Genomic DNA, 11,970 nt, shown 5'->3' on the forward strand with positions numbered 1-11,970 from the left:
ACCACCCGACGACCGCCCGCCGACGGCGACCCCTTAGGTTTTGAGCATGACTGCAGTGGTGGAGCTGGCCGGGGTGACGATCGTCCGCGGTGACGCGCGGCTGCTCGACGGGATCGACTGGACGATCGACGAGGCCGACCGGTGGGTGGTGATCGGGCCGAACGGCGCCGGCAAGACGACGCTGCTGCAGATCCTCGCCGCCCAGCTGCACCCGACGGCCGGGGTCGCCGGACTGCTCGGTGAGGTGCTCGGCGCGGTCGACGTCTTCGAGCTGCGGCCGCGGATCGGGCTGACCAGCGCCGCGCTCGCCGACCGGTTGCCGAAGAGCGAACGGGTGTCCGACGTCGTCATGTCGGCGTCGTACGCCGTCCTCGGCCGCTGGATCGAGGAGTACGACGAACTGGACCACGCACGCGCCACCGCGTTGCTGGCCGAACTCGGCATCGCACACCTGGCCGGCCGTACGTTCGGCACCCTGTCCGAGGGGGAGCGCAAGCGCGTCCAGATCGCCCGCGCGCTGATGACCGACCCCGAACTCATGCTGATGGACGAGCCCGCGGCCGGTCTCGATCTGACCGGACGCGAGCAGCTCGTCCGCTCGCTCAGCTCGATCGCGACCGCGGTCGGAGCGCCCGCGATGGTGCTGGTCACACATCACGTCGAAGAGATCCCGCCCGGCTTCACCCACGCCCTGCTCCTCAAGCAGGGCCGCATCGTCGCCGCCGGCCCGATGGACGAGGCCCTGACCGCGGAGACCCTCAGCGAGACCTTCGACCTGGCCCTCACCCTCAAACAGGAGGACGGCCGCTACACCGCCCGCGCCCTCTGATCCGGATCCCGCGAGCCGAGAGGTGCGTCCAAACATCTACTTGAAGCCCCCGACGTGGATAGGCTTGGGAAATGATGGATTGGCTGCGGGACAACATGTGGGCGGCGTGGCTGACGATCGCTGCCGTCCTCGGCCTGGCTGAACTGGCCTCGCTGGACTTCACGTTGCTGATGCTGGCCGCCGGTGCGCTCACCGCGGCCGGCGTGGCGGCCATCTTCCCGGGGCTGCTGTGGCTGCAGATCGTCGTCGGTCTGGTCACCGCGGCGGCGATGCTCGCCGCGATCCGGCCGATGATCGTCCGGAAGATCCATCACGGCCAGGAGTTGAAGACCGGCTCCGCCCACGTGATCGGCAAGTCCGGCCTCGTGGTCAAGGAGATCCATCCCGACGGCGGCGGCTCGATCCGGCTCGGCGGCGAGCTGTGGACGGCCCGCCCGTACGACGAGGTGTCGACGATCCCCCCGGGCACGCGCGTCGAGGTGATGTCGATCGACGGCGCTACCGCGGTCGTCTACCCGGTCAGCGACCCGCTGCACCACCAGCTCGGCAACACCGAGCCCCCGAAACCGAGCGATCCGCCCCAGACCTGACCGTTGGGTGGTCCTGTCTTCGCAGTACTGTCGGAGACAAGGCGGCAGCACGTAGCCGACGCGCCGGGAACCGGTACGCCGGATGGCCCGTCAATAGAGGAGACTGTCCGTCCTGAGCGTTCTGTCGAGTGGAGGGTCGAGTGACCGCGTTCCTCGTAGTGCTGGCATTGGTCGCCTTACTGGTGATCGTCACACTGATCAAGTCCGTCCGGGTGGTGCAGCAGCAGACCGTCGGCATCGTCGAACGGTTCGGTAAGTTCAAGACTGGCCTGCAGCCGGGCCTGAACCTGCTGACCCCGTTCGTCGACAAGGTCCGCTACACCATCGACATGCGCGAGCAGGTGGTCGCGTTCCCGCCGCAAGGTGTCATCACCGAGGACAACCTGATGGTGTCGATCGACTCCGTCATCTACTTCCAGGTGAACGACCCGGTGCGCGCGACGTACGAGATCTCCAACTACATCCAGGCCATCGAGCAGCTGACCATGACCACGCTGCGCAACATCATCGGCGGCATGGACCTGGAGCAGACCCTGACCTCGCGTGAGGAGATCAACGAGAAGCTCCGGTACGTGCTGGACGAGGCCACCGGCAAGTGGGGCATCCGCGTGAACCGCGTCGAGCTGCGCTCGATCGACCCGCCGCCGTCGATCCAGGACTCGATGGAGAAGCAGATGCGCGCCGACCGTGACAAGCGCGCCGCGATCCTCACCGCGGAAGGTATGCGGCAGTCGGCCGTTCTGTCCGCCGAGGGTCAGAAGCAGTCCGCGATCCTCACCGCCGAGGGTGACAAGCAGTCCCGCATCCTCCGCGCCGAGGCCGAGCGGCAGGCCCGGATCCTGAAGGCGCAGGGTGAGGCGCAGGCCATCACCACGGTCTTCAACGCGATCCACGCCGGCAAGCCGGACCAGGGTCTGCTCGCGTACCAGTACCTGCAGATGCTGCCGTCGATCGCCCAGGGCGACGCGAACAAGCTGTGGATCGTGCCGAGCGAGATCGGCGACGCGCTCAAGGGTCTGGGCAGCGCGGTCGGCCAGGTGGCCGGTATCGCGCAGAAAGCCGAGGGCAACTGGGAGGCGCCGGAGCTGTCCAACGGCGAGGTGGCGGAGCTCGACACCGCCGCGGCACCGGCAGCGGTGGCCGAGGCCGACAACGCGGTCCGCGAAGCGATCGCCGCGGCCGAGTCCGCGGCCGTGAGCAGCCGCAGCCAGGCCGCGCCGAGCACCCCGTCGATGCCGCCGCCGGCCCCGTCCCAGGAGCCGCCGGCCCAGGAACCGCCGCAACGCTGACAACTGCACGAGAGCCCTCCCGGACCGTTTCTTCGAAGGTCCGGGAGGGCTCTTGCGTGTTCAATCGTCGGACAGATCTGCGAGGGCCTGGTCAGGTGCGTAGAGTTCTGCAGCGATGACATGGTTCGAGGCGGTGTTCGTCCTGCTGGCGGGGATGGGCGCGGGAACGATCAACGCCGTGGTGGGGTCGGGCACGCTGCTCACCTTCCCCGCGTTGCTTGCCGTCGGCATCCCTCCGGTGCTGGCGAACGTCAGCAACACGGTCGGCCTTGCCCCCGGTACGGCGGCCGGCGCGATCGGCTACCGTCGCGAGCTCGAAGGGCAGCGCGGCCGGCTGATCAGTCTGGTGCCGGCGTCGCTGGCCGGCGGCATCGTCGGGGGAGTGCTGCTGCTCACGCTTCCCGACTCCGCCTTCCATGCCGTCGTACCGGTCCTGATCCTGCTCGGCTGTCTGCTGGTTGCCTTCCAGCCGTGGCTGTCGAAGTGGATCAGTGCGCCGTCGCACCTGCACCGCGGGGCGTGGTGGGTGATTCCGGCCGTCTTCGCGACCGGTGTGTACGGCGGGTACTTCGGAGCCGCGCAAGGCGTGCTGCTGATGGCGATCCTCGGCCTCGGCCTGGACTCGAACCTGCAGCGGATGAACGGCCTGAAGAACGTCCTCGCGACGGTCGTGAACACCGCGTCCGCGATCCTGTTCATCATCGTGCACGACATCGACTGGCTCGCGGCCGGTCTGATCGCGGTCGGCTCGACCATCGGCGGTTTCATCGGCGCCCGCTACGGCCGGAAGCTCCCGCCGATCGCACTCCGGGCCTTGATCGTCTGCATCGGCATCCTCGCCATCGTCACGATGGTGTTCTGAGCTGCAGCCCCGCCAGCAGTAGGTCCAGGCCGTAGTCGAACTGTTCGTCGCCGCCCGTGGTCCGGGCCAGTTCCGGCGCGAGTTCGACGACGGACGGGAAGTCCCGCGCCGACAGCGACTCCATCGAGGTGCGCAGCCGCCGCCACGCCTCGGGGTCGCGGCGTTCGGCCGCCATCTGGATCTCCCACGACGTCGAGCCGAGCACATACGTGAACAAGGTCGTGTGCGTCCGCGCGGCGGTCTCCGCGTCGAACCCGGCGGCCCGCAGTACGCCGAGCAGACCTTCGGCGACCCGCGCGGTCTCGTGCCCGCTCAGCGGCCGTCCGGCAAGTAGTTGCGCAAGGCAAGGGTGCTGGAGCATCAACAATCGCAGCGACCGGCAGACCGCCCGCACCTGGTCCGGCCACGGCGCGTCCGACGGTACTGCGGGGAGCAGCCCCATCAGATGGTCGCGTACGGCGTCGTACAGATCGTCCTTGTTCCGGAAGTACGTGTAGAGCGCCATCGGGCCGACGCCGAGCTCGCCGGCGACCCCGCGCAGGCTGAACGCGTCGGTGCCCTTGGCTTCCATCAGTTCGAGCGCGGTCCGCACGATCAGGTCGGCGCTCAGGGTGTTCCGCGGTGTCCTAGCCATCAGACCCAGCCATGTGTGACCCATCTCCCTTCGATGCTCCTAACGTACAGTGTATAGTACGATGTATGCGAGCCATTCAGATCACCGAGTTCGGCGGACCCGAGGTCCTGAAGGTCAGCGACGTCCCGGAGCCGGTCGCCGGCGACGGGCAGGTCCTGATCAAGGTCGACCGCGCGGGGATCAACTACGCCGACACCCACCAGGTCGAGAACAGCTACCTCTCCAAGACCGAGCTCCCGCTGATCCCCGGCGGCGAGGTCGTGGGGCACACCGGGGACGGCCGCCGCGTGGTCGCGCTGGTGGGTTCCGGTGGGTACGCCGAGCAGGCCGTGGCGCACGCGCCGTACGCGTGGGATGTTCCCGAAGGTGTCACCGACGGCCAGGCGCTCGCGCTCGTCCTGCAGGGCACCACCGCGTGGCACCTGCTCAAGACGTCGACGCACCTGCAGCCAGGGGAGTCCGTCCTGGTACACGCCGGTGCCGGCGGGGTCGGTTCGCTCGCCGTTCAGCTCGCCAAGCTCTGGGGCGCGGGCCGCGTGATCGCGACTGCCTCCACCGAGGAGAAGCGCAAGCAGGTCCTCGACCTGGGTGCGGATGCCGCGATCGACGGTACGCCGGAAGGCCTGAAGGATCGCATCCTCGAGGCGAACGGCGGCAAGCCCGTCGACATCGTGCTCGAGATGGTCGGCGGTCGGACGTTCGACGAGTCGTTCGCCGCCCTGGGCCGGTTCGGTCGTCTGGTCACGTTCGGTGCGGCGTCCCGGCAGTCGGCCGCGCCGATCGACTCGAGCCGGTTGATGAAGGGTTCGAAGACGATCGCCGGCTTCTGGCTGGCCGACTGCTTCGCCAACCCGCAGTTGCTCGGCGGTCCGCTGACCGAGCTGTTCGACCTGACCGCGGGCGGCAAGCTCCGCCCGATCGTCGGTGGCGAGTACGCGCTGTCCGACGTCGCCTCCGCCCACGAAGACCTGCGAGCTCGCCGGACCGTCGGCAAGCTCCTGCTCGACCCCACCCGCTGAATCGAATATGGAGAAACCGGATATGACCATCGCTGTTGAGAAGGTTCTGTACACCGCCCGCGCCACCGCTAATGGCGGCCGGGACGGCAAGGTCGCCACCGACGACGGCAAGCTCGACGTCTTGGTCGTGCCGCCGGCCGAGATGGGTGGGTCCGGCAACGGAACCAACCCGGAGCAGCTGTTCGCGGCCGGTTACGCGGCCTGCTTCCACAGTGCGCTGAAGGTCGTCGCCCGCAAGGCGCGCCTGGACCAAGATGTGATGGACGGCTCGACCGTCACCGCCGAGGTCGGCATCGGCCCGATCAACGGCGGCTCCGGCTACGGCCTCGAGGTCGCGCTGGTCGTCAGTCTGCCCGGCCTGGACGGCCCGGTAGCGGAGGACCTCGTCGCCAAGGCGCACCAGGTCTGCCCGTACTCCAACGCCACCCGCGGCAACATCAAGGTGGACCTGAAAGTAGCGTGAGCTACATCCGCGCGAGGGCCTCTTCCAGGAGGCCCTCGGTGGCGGACACCGGGGCCGCGGAGATCGTCAGCCCTTCCATGATCGCGACGTACTCGTCGACCTCTTCGAGCTTGTCCAGGTAGACCGCGCTCGCCGCGTGCTCGATGTAGACGATGTCCGGCAGATCGCCGTCCGGGAACCGCAGCAGACTGAACGCGCCGCCGGCGCCGGGATACCCGACGCTGCTGAACGGCATCACCTGCAACGTGATGTTCGGCTGCTGCGACCACTTGAGCAGGTGCTCGATCTGCGCCCGCATCACCTCCTGGCCGCCGACCGGCCGGTGCAGCACCGACTCGTCGATGACGACCCACAGCCGGGCCGGGTTCGGCCGGGTGAGGATCTGCTGCCGGGTCACCCGCAGCTCCACCCGCTGGTCGACCTCCTGATGCGGCAGGAAGGACTTGCCCATCTGTACGACGGCCCGCGCGTACTCCTCGGTCTGTAACAGGCCCGGGACGAACATCACCTCGTACGTCCGGATCAGCGCCGCGGCGACCTCGAGCCCGACGTAGTTCGCGAACCAGCTCGGCATCACGTCGCCGTACCGGGACCACCAGCCCGGGTTGTTCGCGGCCCGGGACAGTTCCATCAACCGGTAGCGCTCGTCGTCGTCGGCCATCCCGTACAACTCGAGCAGGTCGCTGACGTCGCGTTCCTTGAACCCGACCCGGCCGAGCTCCATCCGGCTGACCTTCGACTCCGACGCCCGGATCTGCCAGCCCGCGTCGGCGCGACTGATCCCGGCGGATTCACGCATCCGCCGCAACTGCCCGCCGAGCATGATACGAAGAGCGGTCGGCCCCTCTTGACCGCCGCTCACCGTTGTCTGCTCACTCAACCTGATCCACGCCCAGCCACGCACCCATTTCAGCGGGTGATGCTACCGCCTGTCCACCGGTACGGCCCGGTGAGTACTCCGGCCGGCGAGATGCTTGACGAGGAAACGGGCATCGCGGTCCACGCCTTGGATGCTCGCGGACGCGATCGCGTACTGGAAGTCGAGGCCGAGGAAGTACAGCCCCGGTACGTCGTCCGACACGCCCCGCGTGTGCCGCGGCCGGCCGTCGTCGTCGAACACGGGCAGATCGATCCAGCTGTGGTCGGGGTCCGACCCGGTCGACCACACCACGGTCCGGACGTCGTCGAGTACGTCGCCGTCCGCGGTCACCGGCTTGCCGGCACGGACCTCGACGATGCGCCCGATCCGTGCGATCCCGGCCGCGTCGAGGTGCTCGAGCTTGTTGCGGGTCAGCGGCAACCCGCTCTTCACCGCGTTCGCGATCGCCTTGCGGCCCATCGGCGTACGGCGAGTGAGCACATACTTGAACAGGAACATCACGATCGGTGTGAAGATCTGTCCAACGGTCGAGTCGATGTCGATCGGGACCTGCCCCGGGTGCCGTCCGGCGAGCAGTGTGCGATGCGTCTTCACGGCCTCCAGCGCGATGTCGGTGCCAGAGTTGGCCGCGCCAACGACCAGTACGGTCCCGTCCGCGAGCTGCTCCGGATTCCGGTACTCCAGCGAATGCAGCTGCCGGATCGACGGATCGAGCTCGCCCGCGAACGCCGGCCACCGCGGCACACTGTGCATCCCGGCCGCCACCACGACCTGGTCCGCTCGCCAGTCGCCGCCGGTCGTCTCCACCAGGAACCCGTCGTCGTCCCGCGACAACCGAGTCACCCGTACGCCGGTACGCACCGGCAGCTCGTGATGTACGGCGTACTGCTCGAGGTAATCGGCCATCTCGTCACGGCTCGGGCAGTCCCGCGTGCCGATCCGCAACCCGGGGAGGCTCGCGTACCGCGGCCGGCTGAACAGCCGCAGTGAGTCGTACCGCTCCCGCCAGCAGTCACCGACCCGCTCGTGCCCGTCGAGGACGACGAAGTCCTCACCTGCTTGCCGCAGGTAGTAGCCGATCGCCAGACCAGCCTGGCCCGCCCCGATCACCACGGTCCCGATCCTGTCCATGACCTCAAGTTAGGGCGGTGCGGCACAGCAGCACATCAACCGACCATGCCAACCTCCGAACGGCGGCTGGTCATTTCTACCCAGTCAGCCCGTGCTCGTACGCGTACGCCGTCGCCGCGGCCCGGCTGGACACGCCGAGCTTCCCGAAGATGTTGCTGACATGGCGCGCGACCGTTCGCTCGCTCAGGAACAACTGCTCGGCGACAGCACGATTCGTCGCGCCCGTCGCCAGCAGACGCAGGACCTCCAGCTCGCGAGGACTGAGCCCGGTGCTCCGATCGGACTGCTCCAACGCGGCCAGCTCGACGACCGCACCCAGCCGCTCGAACACGGCTCGCGCGCCGTCGATCTCCATCTGTTCGGCGTCGACGTCCCCGAGTGCTCGGCAAGCCTGGCCGACCAGCAGGCGAGTTCGCGCGCCTTCGTACGGCATCTCGAGCTGCTGCCACAGCGTCCACGCCCGTCGCAGGCACGGGATCGCTCCCTGCGGATCGCCGCACGCGATCCGCACCGCGCCTTCGGAGTACGTCGCCAGAGCCTGCAGGTACGGCGAATCCGCGCGCGCCAGCTCGTTCAGTTCGGCAGCGGCCTTGCGTGCGGTCTCCCGGTCGCCGCACTCGATCGCCAGCTCGACCCGTGCGGCGAGCAGCATCGGGCGGTTCGGTGTGAACGTTTCCTCGGCCAGCGCCCGTTCCAGGCCGGCGACGGCGACATCGAGCCGGCCTTGGGCGGCCCGCAGCCGGGCGAGACCGGGCTGTACGTCCATCCCGTCGGCCGCCGCCGCGAGGTAGGCACGTTCGGCGGCCTCGTAGCGTCCGCGTTGGCGTTCGACCTCCGCGAGCCGGTACCACGCGTTCCCGACCATGCCCGCCGACAGCCGGTGACACGCGTCCTCGGCAGCACCGGCCGCGTCGGCCCAGGCGCCGCGGAGCTGCAGGATCTGTGCACGGTGCACCAGGCACGCCCCGCGGTACGGGACGAGGCCGGGCTGCTCGTCGCACCAGCCCGTCAGCGTCTGCGTCCACTCCTGTGCGCGGCGGATGTCGTACTGGTCCATACAGAGCGCGATCACCGAGCAGTACGCCATACCGGCGACCTCAGGACCGACGCGGCTCGCGGTCACGTGCACCATCGCCTCGTCCAGCGCCTTGAGGGCCTCGGCACCGCGACCGAGCATCGCGAGGCAGTTACCGCGGCCGAGCGCCCCGAGCACGATCGCGTCCGGCTCGGTGGCCAACCCCATGTTCTGCTCGAACAGGGGGAGCGCCTCGGCGGCGTTGCCGGAGTTCATCAGCAACGCCGCGTCGGCCATCGCGACCAGCCCGGCGAGCTGCGGTACGCCGTCGGGCACGAGTCGCCCGATCCGCGCCTGCCAGCCCGCGGCCCGCCCGAGCTCGCCCCGCTGCTGCAGGTGGAACCCGAGCCAGAAGCCGGTCCGGATCGCGGCCATCACATCGCCGCGCGCGAGGTGTTCCTCGTAGGCCCGCTCGCGGTACGCGGCGACCTCGTCGTCGTGACCGAGGACGAACGCGGCGACCGCGAGCCGGTCGAGGTCCGCGGGCGGCAGTGGGGCACGCCGGTCGGCCGCCGTCAGTTCGGCGTACTCAGCAGGCCAGTCGTGCTGCTCCATCAGCCGCCGCCCGTGTCAGTGCTGGGCGAGGTCCAGCACGGTCGCGGTCGGCAACTTCGCCAGCTCGGTGCCTTCGATGAGGATCTTCGAGCCGCGGATCCCGCTGCCGATCACCACGGTCCCGGCCCGAACGACCGCTTCGTCGACCAGCACCGGCCAGTCGGCGGGCAGCCCGATCGGCGTGATCCCGCCGTACTCCATGCCGGTCGAGCCGACCGCGTCGTCCTGCGCGGCGAACGAGATCTTCCGGACGCCGAGGTGCTTGCGGATCACGCCGTTCACGTCGGCGCGGTCGGTGGCCAGCACCAGCACCGCGGCGTACGACGCCTCGCCGCCGCGCTTGCCGAGCACGACCACACAGTTCGCCGAGGCGGCCATCGGTACGTCGTACTCCGCACAGAAGGCCGCGGTGTCGGCGAGCTCCGCGTCGATCGCGGCCGCGTACGCCGGCAGCTCTCCGAGAGCGTCCCGCACCGGCGCCGCGAGCAACTCAGGCACCTCGGCCGCCGGCTTCCACTCGAGCTTCCCCATGACAGGCCCGGTCATGGGGCCTCCCGTCCTGGACTGAGGAGCGGAGGGAGCGAAGCGACCGGAGCGACGAGGGAAGGGCGGGAGTTCCAGCCCCATGACCCGCCGCGCCGGAGGCGTGGCATCAATACCGTCACTGCTGCGGCTCCTTCACGAGGTCGGCGTACTCGGTGTGCTCCTCGAGGAACGACTGGTAGAACGAGCAGGCCGGCTTCACCCGGAGCCCGAGCGCCCGGGCGTCGTCGAGGGATTTGGTGGCGATCGTTCCGGCCACGCCGCGGCCGCGGAACTCCGGCAGCGTCTCGGCGTGCAGGAAGCTGATCACGCCCGGATGCAGGCGGTAGTCGACGAAGCCCATCAGGTTGCCCTCGGCGTCGTGCGCCTCGTACCGGCTGCGGTCCTTGGCGTCGACGACCTCGATCTCGTTCTCCATGTCCGCAACTTTAGGCCCTGTCCGGTGATCGTCACCCAGGGTTTGCGGATCGTCACTCCCGGGGTACCGGCCCAAGGGCTTTCGAACAACCACGGGCCGGGAGGAGCAAGGATGAGCAGCGAGCACGCGTTGGAGCACGGCAAGGCGATACCGAGTCTCGTGCCGGCCCGGATGGACCGGCTGCCCTGGACCAAGTTCCATTGGATGATCGTCGTCGGTCTGGGCGTCTCCTGGATCCTGGACGGTCTGGAGATCCAGCTGGTCTCCCTGGTCGGGAACGTGCTGAAGGAACCAGAGACCCTGCACCTGACCACCTCCGAGGTCGGTCTGATGGCGTCGATCTATCTGGCCGGTGAGGTGGTCGGCGCGCTGCTGTTCGGCCGGCTGACCGACCGGCTCGGCCGGCGCAGCCTGTTCATCGTCACGCTACTTGTCTACCTGATCGCGTCCGGCGCGGCCGGCCTGTCCTGGGACCTCGGCTCGCTGCTGGTCTTCCGGTTCATCGCCGGGATGGGCATCGGCGGTGAGTACGCCGCGATCAACTCCGCGATCGACGAACTGATCCCGTCGAGGTACCGCGGCCGCGTCGACATCGGCGTCAACGGCACCTACTGGGGCGGCGCGCTGATCGGCTCCGCGGTCGGCCTGGTCTTCCTGAACACCGACATCATCCCGGTCGAGTGGGGCTGGCGGCTGTGCTTCCTGATCGGCCCGGTGATGGGCCTGATCATCATCTACCTGCGCCGGCACATCCCGGAGAGCCCGCGCTGGCTGATGACCCATGGGCGGGTCGAGGAGGCCGAGCGGACCGTCGACGACATCGAGGCGACGGTACGGCGGCAGGGTGGCGAACTGCGCGAGGTCCGCGACGACGAGGCGATCGAGGTGGTCGACTACCCGCCGGTGACGTACCGCGAGATCGCCCGCGTGATGCTCCGCGACTACCGCAGCCGCTCGTTCCTCGGCTTCTCGATGATGGTCACCCAGGCGTTCCTCTACAACGCGATCTTCTTCACCTACGCGCTGGTGCTGAAGTCGTACTTCGGTCTGAACGACTCCAGCGTCGCGCTGTACTTCTTCCCGTTCGCGATCGGCAACCTGGCCGGTCCGCTGCTGCTCGGGCACCTGTTCGACACCGTCGGCCGCCGGAAGATGATTCTCGGCACGTACACGCTGTCGGCCGTGGTGCTGTTCGTCACCGCGTTGCTGTTCAACGCCGGCGCACTGAACGCCGCGTCGCTGACCGGGCTGTGGTGCGTGGTGTTCTTCTTCGCGTCGGCCGGCGCGTCGTCGGCGTACCTGACGGTGAGCGAGATCTTCCCGATCGAGCTCCGCGGGCAGGCCATCTCGTTCTTCTTCGCGATCTCGCAGCTGACCGGCGGCGTGATCGCGCCGTACCTGTTCGCCTCGCTGATCGGCGAGGGCGACCACCCGGCACGCGGACCGCTCACGGTCGGCTACATCATCGGCGCGGCCGTGATGCTGGCCGGCGGTCTCATCGCCTGGTTCTTCGGTGTCAACGCGGAAGGCCGGTCACTGGAGAACATCGCCAAGCCGCTGTCGGCACGCGAAACCGCCGGCGCGACCAGGTTCCAGGGAGCGACACCGCGCATCCCGAGCCGGACGCGCGACCAGCGCACCGACCAGAGCACCGACCGGCCACCCGAGTAGTCCGGATGCGC

Annotated in this window: 13 protein-coding genes; 7 read left to right on the forward strand and 6 right to left on the reverse strand. The window is 68.9% G+C overall.

Annotation, left to right across the window (positions count from 1 at the left end):
• The first annotated feature begins 46 nt into the window (after positions 1 to 46).
• The 4 genes from EV647_RS31470 to EV647_RS31485 all read left to right on the forward strand — a co-directional run bounded on the left by EV647_RS31470 (position 47) and on the right by EV647_RS31485 (position 3,570).
• Positions 47 to 829, forward strand: coding sequence for an ABC transporter ATP-binding protein (locus EV647_RS31470; protein ID WP_134009454.1), 783 nt, complete (start codon positions 47 to 49; stop codon positions 827 to 829).
• A gap of 71 nt (positions 830 to 900) precedes the next feature.
• On the forward strand, positions 901 to 1,419 hold the full coding sequence (locus tag EV647_RS31475) for an NfeD family protein (protein WP_134009456.1): 519 nt from the start codon (positions 901 to 903) through the stop codon (positions 1,417 to 1,419).
• Positions 1,420 to 1,559: 140 nt separating this feature from the next.
• Positions 1,560 to 2,708, forward strand: a complete 1,149-nt coding sequence (locus tag EV647_RS31480; RefSeq protein ID WP_134009458.1) for an SPFH domain-containing protein — start codon at positions 1,560 to 1,562, stop codon at positions 2,706 to 2,708.
• Between the two features lie 115 nt (positions 2,709 to 2,823).
• Positions 2,824 to 3,570 carry a sulfite exporter TauE/SafE family protein gene (locus EV647_RS31485; protein ID WP_134009460.1) on the forward strand — a complete coding sequence of 249 codons (747 nt, stop codon included), beginning with the start codon at positions 2,824 to 2,826 and terminating at the stop codon, positions 3,568 to 3,570.
• On the opposite strand, the gene EV647_RS31490 is transcribed toward EV647_RS31485, so the two are convergent.
• On the reverse strand, positions 3,554 to 4,204 hold the full coding sequence (locus EV647_RS31490; RefSeq protein WP_238175082.1) for a TetR/AcrR family transcriptional regulator: 651 nt from the start codon (positions 4,202 to 4,204) through the stop codon (positions 3,554 to 3,556). The two genes, EV647_RS31485 and EV647_RS31490, sit on opposite strands and share 17 nt — an antisense overlap.
• A gap of 65 nt (positions 4,205 to 4,269) precedes the next feature.
• Between EV647_RS31490 and EV647_RS31495 the strand changes: the two genes are divergently transcribed.
• Positions 4,270 to 5,223 (forward strand): zinc-binding dehydrogenase, encoded by a 954-nt coding sequence (locus EV647_RS31495; protein ID WP_134009462.1) that lies wholly within the window; start codon positions 4,270 to 4,272, stop codon positions 5,221 to 5,223.
• Positions 5,224 to 5,245: 22 nt separating this feature from the next.
• Complete coding sequence (locus tag EV647_RS31500) at positions 5,246 to 5,686, forward strand: organic hydroperoxide resistance protein (protein WP_134009464.1); 441 nt, start codon at positions 5,246 to 5,248, stop codon at positions 5,684 to 5,686.
• Position 5,687: 1 nt separating this feature from the next.
• On the opposite strand, the gene EV647_RS31505 is transcribed toward EV647_RS31500, so the two are convergent.
• The 5 genes from EV647_RS31505 to EV647_RS31525 all read right to left on the reverse strand — a co-directional run bounded on the left by EV647_RS31505 (position 5,688) and on the right by EV647_RS31525 (position 10,288).
• Positions 5,688 to 6,509, reverse strand: coding sequence for a helix-turn-helix transcriptional regulator (locus EV647_RS31505; protein WP_134010333.1), 822 nt, complete (start codon positions 6,507 to 6,509; stop codon positions 5,688 to 5,690).
• Between the two features lie 99 nt (positions 6,510 to 6,608).
• Positions 6,609 to 7,697: an NAD(P)/FAD-dependent oxidoreductase gene (locus EV647_RS31510; protein WP_134009466.1), complete on the reverse strand. Its 1,089-nt coding sequence runs from the start codon at positions 7,695 to 7,697 to the stop codon at positions 6,609 to 6,611.
• Between the two features lie 76 nt (positions 7,698 to 7,773).
• Positions 7,774 to 9,327, reverse strand: a complete 1,554-nt coding sequence (locus EV647_RS31515; protein ID WP_134009468.1) for a response regulator transcription factor — start codon at positions 9,325 to 9,327, stop codon at positions 7,774 to 7,776.
• 15 nt (positions 9,328 to 9,342) lie between these two features.
• On the reverse strand, positions 9,343 to 9,873 hold the full coding sequence (locus tag EV647_RS31520) for a YbaK/EbsC family protein (protein ID WP_134009470.1): 531 nt from the start codon (positions 9,871 to 9,873) through the stop codon (positions 9,343 to 9,345).
• 115 nt (positions 9,874 to 9,988) lie between these two features.
• Positions 9,989 to 10,288 carry a GNAT family N-acetyltransferase gene (locus tag EV647_RS31525; protein ID WP_134009472.1) on the reverse strand — a complete coding sequence of 100 codons (300 nt, stop codon included), beginning with the start codon at positions 10,286 to 10,288 and terminating at the stop codon, positions 9,989 to 9,991.
• Positions 10,289 to 10,399: 111 nt separating this feature from the next.
• Between EV647_RS31525 and EV647_RS31530 the strand changes: the two genes are divergently transcribed.
• Complete coding sequence (locus tag EV647_RS31530) at positions 10,400 to 11,959, forward strand: MFS transporter (protein ID WP_166679777.1); 1,560 nt, start codon at positions 10,400 to 10,402, stop codon at positions 11,957 to 11,959.
• Positions 11,960 to 11,970: the final 11 nt, after the last annotated feature.

The sequence above is a fragment of the Kribbella sp. VKM Ac-2566 genome, from assembly GCF_004366005.1.
Taxonomy (GTDB): Bacteria; Actinomycetota; Actinomycetes; order Propionibacteriales; family Kribbellaceae; genus Kribbella; species Kribbella pratensis.

Excerpts from the sequence above, each read along its gene's own strand:
- EV647_RS31525 (WP_134009472.1), bottom strand. The coding sequence starts at position 10,288 with ATGGAGAACGAGATCGAGGTCGTCGACGCCAAGGACCGCAGCCGGTAC.
- EV647_RS31530 (WP_166679777.1), top strand. The coding sequence starts at position 10,400 with ATGAGCAGCGAGCACGCGTTGGAGCACGGCAAGGCGATACCGAGTCTC.
- EV647_RS31485 (WP_134009460.1), top strand. The coding sequence starts at position 2,824 with ATGACATGGTTCGAGGCGGTGTTCGTCCTGCTGGCGGGGATGGGCGCG.
- EV647_RS31470 (WP_134009454.1), top strand. The coding sequence starts at position 47 with ATGACTGCAGTGGTGGAGCTGGCCGGGGTGACGATCGTCCGCGGTGAC.
- EV647_RS31500 (WP_134009464.1), top strand. The coding sequence starts at position 5,246 with ATGACCATCGCTGTTGAGAAGGTTCTGTACACCGCCCGCGCCACCGCT.
- EV647_RS31475 (WP_134009456.1), top strand. The coding sequence starts at position 901 with ATGATGGATTGGCTGCGGGACAACATGTGGGCGGCGTGGCTGACGATC.
- EV647_RS31515 (WP_134009468.1), bottom strand. The coding sequence starts at position 9,327 with ATGGAGCAGCACGACTGGCCTGCTGAGTACGCCGAACTGACGGCGGCC.
- EV647_RS31510 (WP_134009466.1), bottom strand. The coding sequence starts at position 7,697 with ATGGACAGGATCGGGACCGTGGTGATCGGGGCGGGCCAGGCTGGTCTG.
- EV647_RS31505 (WP_134010333.1), bottom strand. The coding sequence starts at position 6,509 with ATGCTCGGCGGGCAGTTGCGGCGGATGCGTGAATCCGCCGGGATCAGT.
- EV647_RS31520 (WP_134009470.1), bottom strand. The coding sequence starts at position 9,873 with ATGACCGGGCCTGTCATGGGGAAGCTCGAGTGGAAGCCGGCGGCCGAG.
- EV647_RS31490 (WP_238175082.1), bottom strand. The coding sequence starts at position 4,204 with ATGGCTAGGACACCGCGGAACACCCTGAGCGCCGACCTGATCGTGCGG.
- EV647_RS31495 (WP_134009462.1), top strand. The coding sequence starts at position 4,270 with ATGCGAGCCATTCAGATCACCGAGTTCGGCGGACCCGAGGTCCTGAAG.